This is a genomic window from Shewanella sp. YLB-07, from assembly GCF_009377275.1.
In genome coordinates, this window is record NZ_VOQB01000001.1 from 161,674 (window position 1) to 181,347 (window position 19,674).

The window sequence follows — 19,674 nt, forward strand, 5'->3', positions numbered from 1 at the left end:
TACTTTGTAATAAAATAAAAAAATGGCCGCGAGTAATTCGAGGCCATTTCTGATATGTCTGATAACTAATCGCTAGAAGAGTTTACTTCCCCAGCCTAACTTGCTTCTTAGCACGTGGAAGTAGTTATGGCCCTTGGGGTGGATTAGCCTGAGTCGCTCATGACTGCGCTTGATCAATATCTCGTCACCGGGAAGGACAGGTAAGGCGACGTGTCCATCACAGCTCACCTCCAAATTATCACCATTGTCGGGTGAGACAACTAACTTAATCTTGCTACAAGCATCGACCACTATGGGGCGGCAAGAGAGCGTGTGGGGAAACATGGGCACTAATATCAAGGCTTCGAGATTGGGTGTCAGTATGGCTCCGCCAGCAGAAAGCGAATAGGCGGTCGAGCCAGTCGGTGTCGACACTATCATGCCATCGGCGCGTTGACTGTACATGAAGACATCATCGATATAGACCTCAAATTCTATCATATGAGCGACTTTGCCTGGATGCAGTACCGCCTCGTTGACGGCTGTATTACTGGACTTCATATGGCCATGGCGATGAACCTCGGCTTCGAGCAAGAAACGAAATTCAGTTTCGAAACTGCCATTGAGCACTTCGCCCAAGGCGTTCTCGAAAGAATCGGGAGGAAGGTCAGTCAGAAACCCCAGGTTACCTCGGTTGACACCGATAACACCTATGTCGAATCTGGCAAGTACTCGAGCGGCACCTAACATATTACCATCACCGCCAACGACGATGGCTAAGTCACATCGCTCACCTAATTCGAGTAGATCGACTGATTCGCATTGAGGGCCAACCTCGGCGGCGACTCTTTCTTCCACCAATATATCGAAGCCTTGCATAGACAACCAATGGTGTAAACGTTTCAGAGTGAGATGGGTGCCGTGATGGTTCGGCTTTCCAATTAGGCCGATAGTTTGAAATGTTTTAGGCATAATTATCTGCTAGGCCTTGAATCCGGTAATTTGATCCCCATAATATGTTCAAACAACTTGGTATGCGAGATCGAGCATTTTCAAGTTAATTGAGTATATGCCCAGAGCAAGCAGAAACAAAGCATTTTAGCTGGAGTAAGAATGAGCAACGAATCGAGTAAAGCGGAACAAGAACAAGTCGATACTGTGGTAGAAGGTGAAATTCTAACTGCTGATGAAGCTGAAACTGGCACAGATGGAGCAGGTTTGATGGATGAGTTAACCCAAGCCAACTTTCGTATTGAAGAGTTAGAGCAGGCACTAGCCGAGTCTCAAGCTAAAGTCGAGGAGCAGGTAGACTCAGTGACTCGCGCTGCAGCATCTGAGGCCAATATTCGTCGTCGTGCAGCTCAAGATGTTGAGAAAGCTCGTAAGTTCGCTCTGGAGAAGTTTGCCAATGAGCTACTTCCTGTGATCGATAATATGGAGCGTGCGCTTCAGGGAACAGACGCAGAAGCCGAAGAGACTAAAGCTATCTATGAGGGCGTTGAACTGACACTCAAGAGTTTTATCTCTACCGTGGATAAGTTCGGTCTGAAAGTGGTAGACCCACAAGGTGAAGCTTTCAATCCAGAGCATCACCAGGCTATCGGCATGCAGCCTAGCGCTGAATTCCCCGCGAATACGGTAATGATGGTCATGCAGAAAGGTTACATCTTGAATGAGCGTCTATTGCGCCCTGCTATGGTGATGGTGTCTCAAGGCGGTGGTTCGGTAGATACGAAGGCTTAACGTTAGAAGTACCTAGTTTCTAGGAGCTAGATACAAAATCCCCTCTTAGGCCTTCCATGGCCTCCGGGGATAAGTACATCCAGACACAAAAAAGACTGCAATTGCAGTCTTTTTTGTGTCTGGAACACTTATGTATATTTCCCATGGGTCAAAGATGCTCTAGGCATCTAGATGACATTCCCTCCATCCCTAGAGGTCATGGATAGAAATATACGTTTGTTTTCAAGATACCAATCAAGCTTATTTAAGATACTCTTCTATTTGTGCAAGAATTCCCGCACTGTCGAGTCTAAGTTCGGCCAAGATCTCTTTCTGCTCGCCATGCTTAATAAACTCATCCGGTAAGCCTATTTGCAACACAGGCATAGGACGTTTCAGTTGTTGCAGTTCCTCTAATACTCCGGAACCTGCGCCGCCCATGATGGCATTCTCTTCTACCGTGACAAGCAGATCATGGCTTTCGCTAAGCAGTTTGACCAGCTCAACATCTAAGGGTTTAACGAAGCGCATATCGGCGACTGTTGCATCGAGAGATTCGGCTGCGACCAAGCTACTGTCTAAGAGTGTGCCGAAGTTGAGTATGGCAATTTTAGTGCCTTGTCGTTTGATCAAACCTTTGCCAATTGGCAGGGCTGTCATCTCTTCGACTTGTGGCTCACCCGTGGCGCTTCCTCGAGGGTAACGCACGGCAGTAGGACCGTCTTTATAGCAGTAACCTGTGTAGAGCATCTGACGACATTCATTTTCATCGGATGGCGCCATGATGACCATGTTGGGTATGGCACGCATAAAGCTCAGATCGAAGGCGCCCTGGTGAGTCGGGCCATCTGCCCCCACTATGCCACCACGATCTATAGCAAACAGCACAGGGAGTTTCTGCAACGCAACGTCGTGTATCAGCTGGTCGTAACCTCGCTGAAGGAACGTCGAATAGATAGCGACGACAGGCTTGAGCCCTTCACAGGCAAAGCCTGCAGCGAGAGTGACGGCATGCTGCTCGGCGATAGCTGCATCGAAATACTGCTTGGGGAATCGCTGAGAAAATTCAACCATGCCTGAGCCTTCGCGCATCGCGGGGGTGATGCCAAGGACCTTGTCATCTTGCTCCGATATATCACACAGCCATTTTCCAAACACTTGTGAAAAGGTCGGATGACTAGGCTTAGATGCTGGCTTCTCGAACGTTGATGGATCGAACTTGGGCACGGCGTGCCAGCCGATAGGGTCTTTCTCTGCAGGTTCATAACCACGACCTTTTTTGGTCATGATATGTAAAATTTGTGGTCCGGACAGATTACGCATATTGCGCATCGTTTCGACCAAAGCATCGACATCGTGGCCATCGATTGGGCCGATATAGTTGAACCCTAGCTCTTCAAACATGGTGCCTGGGACAACCATGCCCTTGAGGTGCTCCTCGGTGCGCTTTGCCATCTCTTTGATGACTGGCATGCCTTTGAGTACCTTCTTACTGCCTTCTCTAATCGTGGTGTACAATCGACCAGACATGAGTTGGGCTAGATGATTATTGAGTGCGCCCACATTCTCTGAGATCGACATCTCATTATCGTTAAGCACGACCAGCATGTCATTGTGAAGATCGCCGGCGTGGTTCATGGCTTCAAATACCATTCCGCCGGTCATGGCACCATCACCTATGACTGAAACGACTTTTCGTCCGGCCTGCTCTTTCTCTGCGGCAACGGCCATAGCCAATGCTGCACTGATCGATGTACCCGAGTGACCGACGCTGAAGGTATCGTACTCACTCTCTTCACGCCATGGGAAAGGATGTATCCCCCCTTTTTGACGTATGGTATGCATCCTGTCACGGCGTCCAGTTAAGATTTTATGGGGGTAAGCCTGGTGGCCTACATCCCAGATCAGACGATCAAACGGCGTATTATAGACGTAATGAAGGGCCACTGTGAGCTCAACCGTACCTAGTCCGGAAGCGAAGTGACCACTTGATCTACCCACTGATTTCAGCAGAAAGCTTCTTAACTCGTCGGCCAATTGTGGCAACAAGTCTTGAGGAAGCTGTCTTAGCTCATCTGGGGTATTAGCCTGTGCAAGCACAGGGTATTGGGAAATATCCAAACTCATCGAGATACATTGTCTCTTTTATTAAACTCTTCGCTCTATAATGTAACGGGCGAATTCGGCAATTAGCTGACTATTGTATGGTAATTTGGTCAGCGCTGATAGAGCATCCTCAATCAAACTCTTGGCTGTAGTCTGTGCGCCTGCTAATCCGAGTAGTTGAGGGTAGGTACTTTTGTTTGATTCGCAATCAGAACCTTGTGGTTTTCCGAGCTCTTCTGTACTAGAGATAATATCCAGTACATCGTCTTGCACCTGAAATGCTAAACCTATGGCATCGGCAAACTCCATTAGAAGTGTCTGTTCTTCCTTGGATACTTGCGCCGCAATCATAGGCAGTTCAACGGCGCAGCGTATTAGAGCGCCGGTTTTTAATTTGTGCAGTTGGGTGAGCGTCGCTAAGTCTATTGGTTTATTCGTGGCACTTAGATCCATGGCTTGGCCGCCACACATACCCGAATAGCCTGAAGCCTTGGCTAAGGCGCGAACCATGGCTAAATTTTGCCTAGGCGCTATTCCGTTAATAGGCTCACACATGACTTCAAAGGCAAGGGCTTGCAGTGCATCGCCTGCCAGAATCGCCGTGGCCTCATCGAAGGCTACATGAACCGTAGGCTGTCCGCGGCGGAGCGCATCATCATCCATGGCCGGGAGGTCGTCATGGATGAGAGAATACGCGTGAACACATTCGATAGCGGCGGCACATGAATCCAGCTTTTCCAGTGGGATGCTGAGCATATCGCCGATGGCATAAACCAAGAAAGGTCGTATACGCTTGCCACCGAGTAAGGCGCCGTGCTTAATCGCAGCAAGGAGTTTAGGGTCTGTGACAGTTTGACTATCAATGATCTTTTTTAGCTGGCTATCGACACGTTGCTGGTATCGAGTGATCGTATCGACTAACACTTATTCTCCCTCAGAATCAAAAGGGGTCAGCGATGATTTTTCATCTTCTTGCATCAATATAGACACTTTTTGCTGGGCTTGTTCCAGCTTTCCCTGACTGTTTCGAACCAGCTTTATGCCTCTTTCAAACTGTTTTAGGGCATCGTCGAGTGACACATCTCCCTGTTCAAGATCTGAAACTATGCGTTCGAGTTCGGTGAGGGATTCTTCAAAAGTGAGATTTTCAGGTTTTTTAGCCACGACAAGGATTCCTAGAAATTAGCGTGAGACAAGGTATCGCAGCCAGCGGCAAGGGTCAAATCTGCCTGCCCTAAATTTGTGCAATAGCACGCTTTCTAGAGGTTTTTTTATAAAAAATTGAATTTGAAGCTAAACTTGCGTGTAAGCTGTCCGATAATTGAAGGTAAGGTATTATTTATTTTGCCATGATGGCTTAATTGATAATCGTTAAAATCAGATTTTCATTACATCACTTTCAATATACGTGTGTGTCTAAGTACATTGGCCTCATGTTGAACATTTACCTATTTCATGCTGATCAGAGCCTATGTCTCTGGAATCAGTTTCATTTGAGGAGCAGTTGTGGATTTAGCGACCCTGATCGGCCTTATCGGTGCATTTGGATTTATCCTTGGGGCTATGGCCACGAGTGGTGGTATTGGTATTTTTATCGATACCGCTTCTGTGTTAATTGTAATATGCGGTACGTTTTTTGTCGTGATGATGAAATATAACCTCAAGCAGTTTTTGGGGTCAGTGAAAATTGGCGCTAAGGCATTTATATTTAAGATAGATAAGCCAGATGAGCTTATCGAGCAATCTGTGACCATGGCAGATGCCGCCCGCAAAGGTGGTTTTTTAGCCTTGGAAGAAGCCGAAATTAACAATAGTTTTATGCAAAAAGCGGTTGATATGTTAGTCGATGGACACGACGGCGATGTGGTACGAGACGCGTTAGAGAAGGATATCGCACTCACTGAGCAGCGTCATAAAATGGGGATTAGTATTTTTACGGCCATTGGTGATGTTGCCCCTGCCATGGGAATGATCGGCACCTTGGTAGGGCTAGTGGGTATGTTGTCGAATATGGATGACCCTAAGTCAATTGGCCCAGCGATGGCGATTGCGTTGTTAACTACGCTCTATGGTGCGATGATCGCTAACATGGTTGCGATACCTATTGCGGGGAAACTGGGGCTGCGTATGGATGAGGAGATGCTTAATCGTAATCTGATCATGGATGCGGTGCTCGCAATTCAAGATGGGCAAAACCCCAGAGTGATAGAAGGTTTCTTAAAGAACTACCTTTCAGAGAAGCTGCGACAGATAGATACGACGGACGGGGAATAGCCGGATGGCTAAGAAGGTTAAGTGTGACTGTCCTCCAGCAGGCGCGCCCTTGTGGTTGGCAACCTTCGCCGACCTGATGTCACTGCTGATGTGTTTCTTCGTACTCCTGCTTTCATTTTCTGAGATGGATGTGATGAAGTTCAAGCAGATTGCTGGCTCGATGAAATATGCCTTCGGGGTGCAAAATAAAGTTGAAGTCAAAGATATTCCCAAGGGCACCTCGGTTATAGCCCTGGAGTTCAGACCTGGCCGCCCCGAACCTACTCCAATCGAGATAATTAACCAGCAAACCAACGAGATGACTGAGCCGACACTGGAATATCAAGCCGGTGATGATGACAGCGCCGGTGGTGTGCAGCAGCAACGTGGTGAGCAACGTGGTGGTGAAGCTTCTGCGACGGCGCAAGAGCAAGCCGAAGCCAAAGCCGAGTCTAAGGCCGAGTCGGAATCTAAGGCGAGGGCAGAGGAGGAGTCCAAAGCACAGGCTGCCGCTCAGGAAAACATCAACGACCAAGTGAAGAAGATGGCCCAAGAGCTCAATAAAGAGATTGTTGATGGGGCAATTGAGATAGAGTCTCTCGGGCAACAGATAATCATTCGGATCCGTGAGAAGGGGGCGTTCTCTTCCGGCTCCGGCTTCTTACAGCCTAGGTTTAAGCCTGTGGTTCGCAGGGTTGGCGAGCTACTCAGGGATATTCCTGGAATAGTGACTGTGTCGGGCTACACTGATGACATGAATATCAGCAATGAGCTCTATAGCTCTAACTGGGACTTGTCGAGTAAGCGTGCGGTTGCCGTCGCTCATGAGCTTATTAAAGTGAGAGGCTTTGACCAAAATAGGATGAAAGTGGTTGGCATGGCTAATTCAAACCCGTTAGTTGACAATAATTCGGCGAGTAATCGGGCTCGAAATCGTCGAGTTGAAATAGCCATTGAGCAAGGAAAGCCCAAGTACTCAGATGAGATACTCGTAGGGCAATAAGTAGCTTGGCCCAAGTTCACCGCCGAAAAACTAAATATAAGGAAGTGCAGATGCACTTCCTTTTTACTTATTTCTTTTTAACTCCGCCCTTTCAACTCTTTCTTTAACCGCTCTGGTTTTATCTCTTTTACGCTTAGCAAACACTGTGAATTCAACATAGGCAATCTCCCTCGCTTCTGGTGTAATACCAATTCCATTAAATTTATGATCGCTGAATGATCACTTACTTAATGGAACTGGTATAATACCGCCCAATATTATTTAATGGCTTTATCCCCCCGGAAGACCCTGATGAAATTTATCGTAAAATTGTTCCCTGAAATCATGATGAAAAGCAAACCGGTAAGAATGCGTTTTACCAAAATGCTTGAAACCAATATCCGTAACGTACTTAAGAAAGTCGATGAGACGGCTAAGGTTAAGCGCGAATGGGATAAGATCATGGTGATGGTACCAAGCGATAGACCCGATCTGATTGAAGCATTTGGGGAGCGTTTAGCTTGCATTCCGGGTATAGCCCATATTCTGCAGGTCAATGAGAGTACATTCGAGTCGATGGATGATATTTACCAGCAGACATTGGCCTTGTATAAGGATGATCTCGCGGGTAAGACATTCTGTGTTCGCGCTAAACGTGTGGGTAATCATGATTTCAAGTCAATTGAAGTTGAACGTTATGTGGGTGGCGGCTTAAACCAGTTCACCGAGGCTAAGGGCGTTAAACTCAAGAATCCCGATATGACGATTAACTTAGAGATCGACAGAGAAAATCTTTATCTGGTGGTGAAGCGCATTCCTGGCCTGGGCGGTTTCCCTATGGCGACCCAGGAAGATGTGCTTTCGCTTATTTCTGGTGGTTTCGATTCCGGTGTCTCTAGTTATCAGTTTATCAAGCGTGGCTCCAGAACTCATTACTGTTTCTTTAACCTAGGTGGCGATCAACATGAGATCGGCGTTAAGCAAGTGGCTTATCATTTGTGGCAGAAGTACGGTGAGTCGCACAAGGTAAAGTTTATCTCTGTGCCGTTCGATCCTGTGGTGACTGAAATACTGGAAAGAATAGATAACGGTCAGATGGGCGTTATCCTCAAGCGTATGATGATGCGAGCAGCCACTAAAGTCGCCAATAAGATGGGGATTCAAGCCTTGGTTACTGGTGAGGCCATGGGACAAGTGTCCAGCCAAACTTTGACTAACCTCAATGTTATCGACCGTTGTACCGAGCAACTCATTCTTCGTCCCTTAATTGCCATGGACAAGCAAGATATCATCGATATCAGTCGTGAGATAGGTACTGAAGATTTCGCTAAGTCTATTCCTGAATACTGCGGCGTGATCTCACAAAAACCGACAGTGAAGGCTGTACTTGCCAAGATTGAAGCCGAAGAACTCAAGTTCTCTGAAGATCTTATCGATCGTGTTATCGAGGCGGCTGTGATCATAGATATCCGCGAGATAGCCAAGAGCGTGGATGCTCAGATAGCGGAGACTGAAACCGTTGATTCAGTCGATTCCAGCGAAGTGATCATAGATGTCAGATCGCCGGAAGAGGAGGAGCGTGATCCACTCAAGGTGGACGGTGTTGAAGTTAAAACTATTCCTTTCTTTAAGTTAGCGACACAATTTGCCGACTTAGCCAAGGATAAAACCTATCTGCTCTATTGCGATCGTGGTGTGATGAGTAAGCTGCAAGCGCTTTATCTTCAAGAGCAAGGCTATGAGAACGTAAAGGTATACCGTCCATAAGCCCCAGTGCCTGGATTGTTATCAAGTGGCTGGGCCATTTAGCCCATGTTTCAGTCGCCATATTTAAGTCACTGACAATTAAGCTCACAAGCCGCATCTAATTAGATGCGGTTTGTTATTGCCTTGCTTTCAGACACAAAAAAGCCGCATTAGCTGGAAGTAAGCTATGCGGCTTCTAGAACCTAGAGAGTTCATGCCTGGCTTGGTTTAAAAGTGTTACTCGGAACGCGTTACATTCGCAGTGGCTTCAGCTGCTTGATCTGTGGCTATTAGCATACTGGTCATGTCTTCATTCAGGTTTTGCTGCATCATCTCCATGCCCTCAGCAAGATCTGTGGCTATAGTTGCGTGAAGATCGATTGTGTCTATGGCGAATTCATCGGCACTGACACTCGTAGCAGTTGTAAGAAGAGCGAGTACAAAAACAGTTTTAAGATTTATCATATTAAGACGCCTCCGGGCGGGTCATTCGTGTTGTCAGACACTCCCCAGTTACGTCGTAGAGGCTGTCTAACTATAGTCATTTTATTGGTGCGAAATTTAACCAAAAACGCATTCCTTTACAAACGATAAAATGTAACAATACGGATTAGAAAAACTAATTAAAAAATGAGATCCTGATCACTATGTCAAGACGCTTACCTCCATTGAACGCGGTGAAAGCATTTGAGGCCGCAGCTAGGCATCTCAGCTTTACTCGCGCCGCAGAAGAATTGTTTGTGACCCAAGCTGCAGTGAGTCATCAAATTAAGGCGCTGGAAGAGTTTTTAAGCCTAAAATTATTTCGCCGGAAGAACCGTTCTTTATTGTTAACGGAAGAAGGTCAGGGCTATTTTCTCGACATTAAAGATATCTTCGTTCAACTTGCCGATGCGACCGATAGGTTGTTGGCAAGAAGTGCCATAGGCTCGCTCACAGTGAGCATGTCGCCAAGTTTTGCCATTCAATGGTTAGTGCCAAGGTTGGCCAAATTTAGCGAGAACAATCCAGATATCGATGTCAGAATTAAGGCTGTGGATGATGACGCTGCCGCGCTCTCTGATGATGTCGACGTTGCCATTTTTTATGGGCAGGGGAATTGGGCTGGATTACGCGCCGATAAGCTCAAAAATGAGGTGTTGATCCCGGTTTGTTCTCCTCTTTTATTAAACGGTTCTAAGCCATTAGATAAGCCAAGTGACCTTAAACATCATACCTTACTGCATGATACCAACCGTCATGATTGGCAAGCTTGGTTTAGACAATGCGGGATTAATGATATTAATGTGAACCAAGGGCCGATGTTTAGTCATTCTTCTCTGGTCTTGCAAGCTGCGGCTCATGGACAAGGTGTGGCCTTAGGGTACAGCGTACTGGCTCGTCCCGATATTAAGGCAGGCAGGTTAGTGTGTCCTTTCCCCGAAGTTTTGGTCAGCAAAAATGCATATTATTTAGTTTGTCAGCAGAACCATGCCGAGATTGGCAAGATCGCGGCTTTTCGTGAGTGGATGTTGGATATGTTTGAAGAGGAGTCTCGCAGTGAACTGCTCCCAGGTTAATAAGACCCTCGAAGATGAAGTGGCCGTAGAGAGTAAATGTTTTCTGATTAAAGTCCCTTTAGAAACTGAGGACTTGCTAGAGAGTGAGTGTATGCTCGATGGGACTCCCAATGAGACCTTGATCATTTTTACTCATGGCGCCGGCGCTAATATGCACAGTGACTTTATGCAAGAGATGGCGAGAGGACTCTTGGATAAAGGTGCCGAGCATGGCATAGGTGTATTGAGATTCAACTTTCCCTATATGCGAGCCAATGTCTTGGACGGTAAGCGTCGTCCACCGGATCGCGCGCCCAAGATACTCAAAGATTTTAATATTCACATCAAAGCCATCAAACGAGAGTACTCCCCTAAGCGAATTATCTTGATGGGGAAATCTATGGGGGGACGCATGGCGGCCATTCTTGCGGCCGATACGCCAGTTGATGGTGTGATCTGTCTGGGGTACCCCTTTATCGCACTCAAAGGCGGTGAGCCGAGGCTTGCACCCATCGAAGAGTGTCAGGCGCCTCTGTGCGTGATTCAGGGCGAGAGAGATAAGTTTGGCGGGAAAGGGCAAGTTGAACTCTGGTCTGTGATGGAGAAAGTCAGATTACATTGGTTAACCGACGGCGATCATAGTTTTAAGCCAAGAAAGTCGTCAGGCAGCACCCAAGAAGCTAACATTAATGCTGCAATTTCTCATAGTATCAATTTTATCAGGGGGCTAGATGCGTAAAGGGTTTCTATTATTGGCGGCGTTGAGCGGCTTCATGTCGGTGGCTTTCGGCGCCTTTGGTGCGCACGGTTTAAAACAGATCGCCACGCCAGAGATGATTGCTATCTTTAACTTAGGGGTGGAATACCAGTTTTACCATACCTTTGCCTTGATCGCCGTGGCCTTTGCGGGACATTGGCTACCGTCTAGGTTGATCGATTGGGCGGGTTATTTGTTTATGGGGGGCATAGTGCTGTTCTCGGGCTCTCTGTATGCCTATGCAATACTGGGTGCTAAATGGACCGGACCGATAACGCCTATTGGCGGCTTCTGTTTACTCTTGGGCTGGTTATTCATCGCATTGGCAGTGTGGCGTAACAGAGTGGTCGAACTCAACGATTAGACCATGATTAGAGCAAGCCTAACTTTGGTGTGCTGCTCTGGCGTCAGAGTTGGCCGAATAACTTAGACAGTGTAGAATGGCGGCCATTATGAATATGGTCGCCGTTTTTGTTTAAACATGCCGATTTAATATTCGTGTCGACTTAATATTCGCAAAAATCAATATTGAAAAGTCAGTATTGGTTAGCTTCAGGAATGTAGATGATTAACCTATTTTTGTTTTGTCGTGCAGGCTATGAGAAAGATTGTGCTGCAGAGATACAACACCGCGCCGCAGCGCTCGACATTGGTGGTTTCGTAAAAACCAATAAGAATGATGCCTACGTGATTTTTCAGTGCTTTAATGCTGGTGATGCTGATATTTTGGTGCAGAAGATCAAATTAGACTCTTTGATCTTTGCCAGGCAGATGTTTGCGGCAGCTGAGTTGTTGAAGAACCTACCGGAACAAGACAGAATCTCACCCATCCTCGAAGCCTTGTCAAAAATCAGCTATGCGGGTGAGTTAAGGGTTGAGACGCCTGATACCAACGAAGCGAAAGAGCTGTCGACTTTCTGTCGTAAGTTTACCGTACCCTTAAGGCAAAAATTAAAAAAAGCGGGCATCTTGCTCGAAAAAGAAAACCCTAAACGTCCTATTATTCACGTCTGTTTCGTGGCTCCGGGAACGGCTTATGTTGGATTTTCGTTGAGTAATAATAGCTCGCCCTATGCTTGCGGCATCCCCAGACTCAAGATGGCAGCGGACGCGCCTAGCCGTTCAACGCTGAAATTGGACGAAGCCTTTATTCACTTTATCCCTAAAGATGAGCATGAGACACGCTTAACCAGTGGCCTGTATACGGTTGACTTGGGGGCTTGCCCTGGTGGTTGGACCTATCAACTGGTGCGTCGTGGCATGTTTGTGGCGGCCGTTGATAACGGGGCAATGGATCAAGGGTTAATGGATACTGGTCAAGTTAAACATTATCAAGCCGATGGCTTTCGTTTCGAGCCACCGAGAAAGAACATTTATTGGCTGGTGTGTGACATGATTGAGAAGCCGTCACGGGTAGCCGAGCTTATCGAAGCTTGGGCGATCAATGGTTGGTTTAAAGAAGCTATCTTCAACCTTAAACTGCCGATGAAGAGCAGATATAAAGATGTTTCGACTATTCTTAAGACCATGACTGAGATCTTAAAGGAAAATGACGTCAAGGAGTTTGAGCTTTCTTGTAAGCATCTCTATCACGATCGTGATGAGGTGACTGTACACCTGAGGTTAAATCCTACTAAAGGTTTCTAGGTCAGAGAAGGCACTAGGGAAATAAGTTCCTAGGTTCTAGAACCTAGGAACTCGAGTCTTTTTACAGACGGTCTATCACAGCTTGAGTGAAATCAGTCGTACCATGAGTACCACCTAAATCACGTGTGGTGCGGTCGCCTTCGGCGATAACCGCAGATACTGCTGCACGAATATTTTCAGCTTTGTCTGCCATGCCCAAATATTCAAGCATCTGGATAGAAGCCAAGATAACCGAGGTTGGGTTAGCTAAGTTCTTACCAGCAATATCCGGTGCGCTACCATGTACAGCCTCAAAAATAGCCGCATCTTTACCTATATTAGCACCCGGAGCCATGCCCAAGCCGCCAACCAGACCTGCACAAAGATCTGACAGAATGTCACCGAATAAGTTAGTGGTAACGATAACGTCGAAGATTTCCGGGTTCATGACCAGCTTCATACAGGTTGCATCGACGATCATCTCTTCTGTGGTGATGTCGGGGTAACGTAGGCTCACTTCACGAGCGACTTTCAGGAATAGACCCGAAGTTGACTTCATGATGTTAGCTTTATGAACTATGGTCACTTTCTTGCGATTTTCTTTACGCGCTAGCTCGTAAGCAAATGTTGTGATCTGTTCCGCACCCTTACGCGTGATGATACTGGTCGCTTCAGCAGTTGAACCATCTTCAGAAAGTGTCTGGCCTAGACCCGAATACATGCCTTCGGTATTTTCACGTACTGTGATGATGTCAATGTTTTCATAACGCGCTTGCGTACCTTTAAAAGACACGACTGGTCGTATGTTGGCGTAAAGACAAAACTTCTTACGCAAGGTCACATTGATTGAGGTAAAACCTTCACCAACTGGGGTCGTTAATGGACCTTTAAGGGTGATCTTGTTTTTCTCAATCATATCGAGAGTGCGCTGAGGTAGTAGTTCCCCATGCTTTTCTAGTGCAGTTAAACCCGCATCGGTAAATTCGTATTCGAAATCACAACCTGCTTTATCGAGGATCTTAATTGCTGCGTCGATAATACTAGGTCCAATCCCATCACCAGGGATCACGGTTATCATTCTTTTTGACATGGAGAATCCTTCCACGGTTGGTCGTTACTGCTACTGTCTAACCCCACTTTAAACAGGGAGGCTACGACTAGGAATTATTTCTTATTGTTCACATCTTTATTTTAAACACTTTTATACATTTTTCACAGAAAATAGTGAGCAATCTCACGTTTTTTTATGTAGTGTAACTTGCATTAAATATAGCTTGTGACGATGATTGATCGTTAAAGGTTAAAAAAGACGACTTTAGTCTAGGGCCTGTTTATCTTTCTAGCTTGAATTTTGCTCAATTTCAATGGGTTTAGTGCAAGGCATCGTGCGATGATGCCTAATGTGTTAAGCGAAAAGCACGTAACGCGGCAATAAGGCCATTGAGATGAGCCCGCAGGGCAGCGTTTGTTGACTATTTCTACTGCGTTATCGCTTGTTTATGTAGAGCAACTACACGGCACAAGCTCCGCCTTGTATTAATAATCAACAACTCGCTGCAAAAACAACCATGAAAGGTCAACAGGCCCTAGTATCTTCAGTAAAAAATATAATAAAAAACCAATCAAAACCTAAAAAAAGTTAACACAATAAGAAAAATGAGGAAGACCTTGAAGTCACTACCAATTGCATCCTTGCTATTCCTATCGACGAGCTTACTGACCGCTGGTGGTTATGCCATGGCGGCGCATCCGGCGATAACACCCAATGACATCATGCACTTTGAATCACTGAAGAAGCCCGTGCTTTCTGATTCGGGGACCACACTGGCCGTTGAGATCTGTCCCGATCGTGGCGACAGTCATGGTTTGGTGAAGAGTTTAACGTCGACAAAAACATTCAGTGTCGATGGTGGCTCTAAGCCCAAGGTTAGCGCTGATGGCCGTTTTGTTGCTTTTAGTGTGAAGACACCTCTGCTTGAACTTGAGAAAGCATCGAAGCAAGAAAAGAAAAAGCTAAAACCCGCCATGGTGTTACTCGATACTCAAACGGGTAAAGAGACGCGTTTTGAGCGAGTGAAAAAGTTTGAATTTAACGAATCTGCTAGTCATTTGGCTATCTGGTTCGAGGCAAAAGAAGATAAATCAGACAAGAAAGATAAAGAAGAATCGGCAGACGACGATAAGAGTGAAGAAGTCGATAAGTTCGACAAGGGCTCACCATTTGAGCTTGTGGTACTGAAAAATGGCACTAGCCATAAAGTGGCTCATGTCACCGACTACTATTTCGATAAGAGTGGCAAGCACCTGATAGTAGCCAGCAATAATACTAAGGCTAAGGTTCATCAGTTAGTCCTGTTTAAGCTTAGTAACAATACCAGAGTGATAGTGCGCCAATATAATAATCAACAAATTGGCCATGTATCACTCAGTGACGATGGGGAATATATTGGCTTTACTCATGGCGTAGCGGATGTTGAGCCATATGGGCGTTCATATAACTTATCACTGTTTAATATAGAAACCTCTGAGGTTAAAGCCGCGCCGACATCGAAACAGTGGAAGCTTAACCGTTATACTAAGTTGAGATTTTCCGAAGATAGTCAACGTCTGTTCTTTGGACGTGTGCCTCACGTGAGTCAGCAGTTAGCGCTCGCGACAATTGAGAAGCAAGAAGACTTGTTCGATGAGTCAATCGTCACGGGTCAGCGAAAGCTACGAATATGGCACGGTGACGATGCGCGCATTAAGCCTAATGAGGTTAAACAATACGAGAAGGAGCAGAAGCGCACTTATCTGGCGGTACTGCACCTTAATAGCAACAACTTAGTCCAGCTGGCCGATGAAACTGTGCCGGATGTTGAGTTAGAGGAACAGACTCGTTTCGTGTTAGCAAGCTCCGACATTCCCTATCGTAAGATGATCACTTGGGCCGGTTTTTACCGGGATTATTATCTTATCGATCTTAATACCGGACGTAAGAGTTTAGTGTTAACTCAACAGCCGAGCAGCGAAGACCCCATTCTTTCGCCAAACGAGCGTTATGTGACTTACTTTCAGCAAGGTCATGTTTACCTGTATCAAATCTCGGAAGATAGACGCACTAATCTGACTAAAGACTTGAAGGTGTCATTCGCCGATGAAGATCATGACTATCCATCGAATGCACCGGGATATGGTTTCGGCCCTTGGTTGAAAGATGATGCAGGTTTCCTGGTATACGATAAGTACGACATCTGGCAGGTGAATACTCAGTCACATGAGGCATTTAAGCTGACAGCAGGTAAAGGGCGTAAGCAAGGTATTCAATATCGGGTTACTGGTTTAGTCGACGATAAGAATCATCCCGATGTGCTAGCCATAGATCAGCAAGTCTTACTTCATGGTTATAGCGAGAGAACCAAAGGTGACGGGTATTATCTTTCGACCATAGGGGTTGCAGGTGTTAAAACCCTGATGGAGGGGGATTACAAACTAAAGACGCTGACACGCAGTAAAAATACAGAAACTATAGTCTTCTCCAAAGAGCGCTATGACCTGTTTCCAGATCTTTATACAGCCGAGTATTTAACGCCGCAAAAAGCCAACAAGCAGACTGACTTTGATGCGCAGAAACGTCAGTTTAATTGGGGAAAGTCTGAGTTAGTCCATTGGACTAATGGCGATGGTCAGCCTCTGGACGGTGTGCTAATTAAGCCAACTAACTATGTCGAAGGTCAGCGCTACCCAGTGTTGGTGTATTTCTATCGTTTCATGAGTGACAGGTTGCACGCTTTCCCACAGATGAAGATCAATCATAGGCCTAACTTTGCCTGGTATGCCGATAATGGCTACGCCATCTTTCTGCCTGATATCAGATTCGAAGTTGGCTATCCTGGAGCAACATCTGTTCAGGCATTAACGTCGGGTGTGCAGAAGATCATCGAGATGGGCGTTGCTGATCCCGATGCCATAGGTATTCAAGGCCATTCATGGGGCGGTTATCAAACGGCATTTGCGGTGACTCAGACTCACATCTTCAAGGCCGCCGTCTCCGGAGCTCCCGTTTCAAATATGACCAGCGCCTATAGCGGTATACGTTTGGGCAGTGGTTTAGCGCGTCAGTTCCAGTATGAAACGGGCCAGAGCCGTATCGGCGAGAGCCTATTTCGCGCGCCGCAGAAGTACATCGAGAACTCACCAGTTTTCTACGCCGAGCGCATCGAGACACCTATGATGATCATGTTTGGTGATAAAGATGATGCAGTGCCTTGGGAGCAAGGTATCGAGCTCTATTTAGCGATGCGTCGCGCCGGTAAAGATGTGGTCTTCCTACAATACCAAGATGAGCCACATCATCTGAAGAAGTATCCTAATAAGCTGGATTACAGCATCCGCATGATGGAGTATTTCGATCATTATCTTAAGGGAACACCTGCTCCGACTTGGTTGACCCAAGGTGAAGCTTATATCGAGTATAAGAAAGCGGACTAGTCATAATCTTAAGTTCAGTCAATAACAGAAAGCCGAGTATAGACTCGGCTTTCTGTTATAAGGGCCTGAGCTATCAGCCTGCATATTTCTTCCCAATGTTCAGATTTTAATCTAGTTTCTGATATTAGGGATAGGATGCTCCTAAGTTTTTAGTGTTTGTGATTATTTCCCGCTGATGTTATCTATATGGGCTGACGAAATATAATCCACCCCAAGAATATACTCATTTATCTCTGCTTTAAGGAAAGAACAATATGGATGGACTTTGGTTGCACATGGGGACTGTGTTTATGGGTTTTTTCGCCATCATGAATCCTATTGCGAATGTGCCAATATTTTTAGGATTAACCTCGGAAGAAGATGAGCAAACCACGAAAGCCATCGCATTTAGGGCCCTGCTATTGGCTTTTATCATCATTACCTTATTCTCACTCGCTGGTCAGTATATTTTTACCCTGTTTGGAATATCGCTATCTGCATTTAGGATAACGGGGGGCTTACTGGTTTTCTTGATTGGTTTTCATATGCTGCAGGGAAATAATTCCAGCGTGCATCACCCGGATAATCAACAATTACGTGAGAGTAAACAAAATGCTAGTGATAAGGCTAAGGCACGTGAGGCTGCTCTGAGCATAGCGGTATCCCCACTGGCTCTGCCGATCTTAGCTGGACCAGGAACTATAGCCACAGCCATGAGCTTTTCGGCGGGAGGGGGCATAGAGGAAATGTTGATCACCATAGGGGCCTTTGGTGTTCTTTGCCTTGTCACCTACGGTTTCTTTATCTCAGGTGGAAAGCTGGTTAGCTATTTAGGCAATGCAGCACTCGGTGCTATCACCCGAATGATGGGCCTTATTCTCGCCGTCATAGGAACACAGATGGCGATAGAGGGCATTAAAGGCGCCTTTGGTATCTAACAGTCTTGGCAATATGAGCTTAACTTCAGTCGTCAATGAGAGTTAGGTTCATCCGGTAAATTGATAAGTTGAGCCAAAATAAGGATATTAGTGATGGATGATGCTAAAGGTGCAGGGGTACGCATACCGCCTCCTGTGGTGTTTATCTTCTTTATGTTTTGTGGGCTAGGGTTAGGCTTTAGTTATCCCATAGCTATCCATTTTCCTGTGGCATTAGCATACACAGGTGTGGCATTAAGCATATTTGGACTCATGGTTTTATTGCATTTAGCGACGCTTTTTAAGCGGGTCAAAACCAATATCGAGCCCTGGAAGCCCACTTCTAGGATTATCTCCACGGGTATCTACGCTTACTCCCGTAATCCTATTTACCTGGCATTTTGTACTATTCCTTTGGGGGGAGGCCTGTTTTTCAGCCATATCTGGTTAATGCTGAGTGTGATCCCGGCATGTATATCTGTCTATTACCTGGCTATTCGACCGGAAGAAGCTTATCTGACTGAAAAATTTGGTGATGAATACCTAGCATATCGAAGTCGCGTCAGGCGTTGGCTATAGTTGAACTTGGCCTCAAGTCTTTTAATTAAATCAGTCAGTGAGTTAGTGTACAAGGGGATTAAACATGATACTGGAAGTTGCAATAATTTCTATGAGCCTTTTCCTGAGGTTGAGCATTATCAGAAGGTCTTTTAAGTATCAATTTAATCATTAGTTTAACTTGCTAGCTTTAGCTTCTATCACTTCACTAATCTAAGTTAACCCGGGAGGACAGCAATGAAAAAAGTAGCACTGATCACAGGCGGTGGGCGCGGAATCGGCGCAGAGACAGCAAGATATCTGGCGAATCATGGATATGCTATCGGGGTTAACTACAAACAAAATAAACTGGCTGCTGAACACTTGGTAGCTGAATTACAGGCTAAAGGTTGCGAAGCTTTGGCACTGCAGGCGGATGTATCCATTGAGCGTGAGGTTGTTGAGCTGTTCAACACACTGGATCGAGAGCTGGGTAAGATCACAGCCCTAGTCAATAATGCCGGCATTTTGATGCCGCAGATGAAAGTAGTTGATATGACGGCAGAACGGATTAACAAAATACTGACTAATAATGTCACCAGTTATTTCCTCTGTTGCCGCGAAGCGGTGAGACGCATGTCTATTTCTGCTGGAGGATATGGTGGTGCGATCGTGAATGTCTCCTCGGCGGCATCTAGAATCGGTGCTCCGGGCGAGTATGTCGATTATGCGGCGTCTAAAGGCGCCGTCGATACATTGACTAGAGGTCTGTCGGTTGAGGTGGCAAATGATAGCATTCGGGTTAATTGTGTCAGGCCAGGCTTTATCAATACCGGTATGCACGCCGATGGGGGCGAGCCCGATAGAGTGAAACGCCTCGCGCCTATGATCCCAATGGGCAGAGGTGGGGAGCCAGAGGAGGTGGCGGCTGCCATTGCCTGGTTACTATCAGATGAAGCTTCCTATGTGACCGGCACCTTTATGGATCTTGCCGGTGGTAGATGAGCTAATTTACCATTTTGACTTCTAAGCTTAATCCCGCAGATCTCTAACCCTTGTTAA

General features: G+C 46.2%; 18 protein-coding genes. 12 read left to right on the forward strand and 6 right to left on the reverse strand.

Features of this window, described 5'->3' with window-relative positions:
• Positions 1 to 72: 72 nt before the first annotated feature.
• Positions 73 to 951, reverse strand: coding sequence for an NAD(+) kinase (gene nadK, locus FS373_RS00650; RefSeq protein WP_144047566.1), 879 nt, complete (start codon positions 949 to 951; stop codon positions 73 to 75).
• A gap of 141 nt (positions 952 to 1,092) precedes the next feature.
• Here nadK and grpE point away from each other — a divergent pair, with 141 nt between their 5' ends.
• Positions 1,093 to 1,722 carry a nucleotide exchange factor GrpE gene (gene grpE / locus FS373_RS00655; protein ID WP_144047565.1) on the forward strand — a complete coding sequence of 210 codons (630 nt, stop codon included), beginning with the start codon at positions 1,093 to 1,095 and terminating at the stop codon, positions 1,720 to 1,722.
• A 240-nt stretch (positions 1,723 to 1,962) separates the two neighbouring features.
• Here the strand turns inward: grpE and dxs are convergent, their stop codons facing one another.
• Genes dxs through xseB form a run of 3 tightly spaced genes read right to left on the reverse strand, consistent with a single transcriptional unit; the run spans position 1,963 to position 4,971 of the window.
• Entirely contained in the window at positions 1,963 to 3,828 is a 1,866-nt protein-coding gene (gene dxs, locus FS373_RS00660) for a 1-deoxy-D-xylulose-5-phosphate synthase (protein ID WP_144047564.1), read from the reverse strand.
• A gap of 21 nt (positions 3,829 to 3,849) precedes the next feature.
• Positions 3,850 to 4,731, reverse strand: coding sequence for a (2E,6E)-farnesyl diphosphate synthase (gene ispA, locus FS373_RS00665; RefSeq protein WP_322619444.1), 882 nt, complete (start codon positions 4,729 to 4,731; stop codon positions 3,850 to 3,852).
• A complete protein-coding gene (gene xseB / locus FS373_RS00670) occupies positions 4,732 to 4,971 on the reverse strand; it encodes an exodeoxyribonuclease VII small subunit (protein WP_144047562.1) in 240 nt (79 codons plus the stop codon).
• Between the two features lie 342 nt (positions 4,972 to 5,313).
• Here xseB and pomA point away from each other — a divergent pair, with 342 nt between their 5' ends.
• From pomA to thiI, 3 genes are all read left to right on the forward strand, one after another.
• Positions 5,314 to 6,081: a flagellar motor protein PomA gene (pomA, locus tag FS373_RS00675; protein WP_144047561.1), complete on the forward strand. Its 768-nt coding sequence runs from the start codon at positions 5,314 to 5,316 to the stop codon at positions 6,079 to 6,081.
• A 4-nt stretch (positions 6,082 to 6,085) separates the two neighbouring features.
• Complete coding sequence (locus FS373_RS00680) at positions 6,086 to 7,063, forward strand: flagellar motor protein MotB (protein ID WP_144047560.1); 978 nt, start codon at positions 6,086 to 6,088, stop codon at positions 7,061 to 7,063.
• A 291-nt stretch (positions 7,064 to 7,354) separates the two neighbouring features.
• Entirely contained in the window at positions 7,355 to 8,809 is a 1,455-nt protein-coding gene (gene thiI / locus FS373_RS00685; protein WP_144047559.1) for a tRNA uracil 4-sulfurtransferase ThiI, read from the forward strand.
• A gap of 216 nt (positions 8,810 to 9,025) precedes the next feature.
• Here thiI and FS373_RS00690 read toward each other — a convergent pair whose 3' ends face one another.
• Positions 9,026 to 9,253, reverse strand: a complete 228-nt coding sequence (locus tag FS373_RS00690) for a hypothetical protein (RefSeq protein ID WP_144047558.1) — start codon at positions 9,251 to 9,253, stop codon at positions 9,026 to 9,028.
• A 182-nt stretch (positions 9,254 to 9,435) separates the two neighbouring features.
• On the opposite strand from FS373_RS00690, the gene FS373_RS00695 reads away from it, so the two are divergent.
• The 4 genes from FS373_RS00695 (at position 9,436) to rlmM (ending at position 12,730) form a co-directional block, all read left to right on the forward strand.
• The gene (locus FS373_RS00695; RefSeq protein ID WP_144047557.1) at positions 9,436 to 10,347 is read left to right on the forward strand and encodes a transcriptional regulator GcvA; all 912 of its coding nucleotides are present in this window, start codon (positions 9,436 to 9,438) and stop codon (positions 10,345 to 10,347) included.
• The gene (locus FS373_RS00700; RefSeq protein ID WP_144047556.1) at positions 10,328 to 11,065 is read left to right on the forward strand and encodes an alpha/beta fold hydrolase; all 738 of its coding nucleotides are present in this window, start codon (positions 10,328 to 10,330) and stop codon (positions 11,063 to 11,065) included. Before FS373_RS00695 ends, FS373_RS00700 begins: the two co-directional genes overlap by 20 nt.
• Positions 11,058 to 11,447 (forward strand): DUF423 domain-containing protein, encoded by a 390-nt coding sequence (locus FS373_RS00705; protein WP_077752566.1) that lies wholly within the window; start codon positions 11,058 to 11,060, stop codon positions 11,445 to 11,447. The genes FS373_RS00700 and FS373_RS00705 overlap by 8 nt, the downstream gene beginning before the upstream one ends.
• 200 nt (positions 11,448 to 11,647) lie before the next feature.
• Positions 11,648 to 12,730 (forward strand): 23S rRNA (cytidine(2498)-2'-O)-methyltransferase RlmM, encoded by a 1,083-nt coding sequence (gene rlmM / locus FS373_RS00710; protein WP_144047555.1) that lies wholly within the window; start codon positions 11,648 to 11,650, stop codon positions 12,728 to 12,730.
• A 61-nt stretch (positions 12,731 to 12,791) separates the two neighbouring features.
• Here the strand turns inward: rlmM and FS373_RS00715 are convergent, their stop codons facing one another.
• Positions 12,792 to 13,799 carry an isocitrate dehydrogenase gene (locus FS373_RS00715; protein WP_144047554.1) on the reverse strand — a complete coding sequence of 336 codons (1,008 nt, stop codon included), beginning with the start codon at positions 13,797 to 13,799 and terminating at the stop codon, positions 12,792 to 12,794.
• Between the two features lie 578 nt (positions 13,800 to 14,377).
• Here FS373_RS00715 and FS373_RS00720 point away from each other — a divergent pair.
• From FS373_RS00720 to FS373_RS00735, 4 genes are all read left to right on the forward strand, one after another.
• Complete coding sequence (locus tag FS373_RS00720; RefSeq protein ID WP_194165803.1) at positions 14,378 to 17,179, forward strand: alpha/beta hydrolase family protein; 2,802 nt, start codon at positions 14,378 to 14,380, stop codon at positions 17,177 to 17,179.
• 254 nt (positions 17,180 to 17,433) lie between these two features.
• Positions 17,434 to 18,096, forward strand: a complete 663-nt coding sequence (locus tag FS373_RS00725) for a MarC family protein (protein ID WP_144047552.1) — start codon at positions 17,434 to 17,436, stop codon at positions 18,094 to 18,096.
• A gap of 93 nt (positions 18,097 to 18,189) precedes the next feature.
• Complete coding sequence (locus FS373_RS00730; RefSeq protein ID WP_152828856.1) at positions 18,190 to 18,654, forward strand: methyltransferase family protein; 465 nt, start codon at positions 18,190 to 18,192, stop codon at positions 18,652 to 18,654.
• A gap of 216 nt (positions 18,655 to 18,870) precedes the next feature.
• On the forward strand, positions 18,871 to 19,617 hold the full coding sequence (locus FS373_RS00735; protein WP_144047551.1) for an SDR family oxidoreductase: 747 nt from the start codon (positions 18,871 to 18,873) through the stop codon (positions 19,615 to 19,617).
• Positions 19,618 to 19,674: the final 57 nt, after the last annotated feature.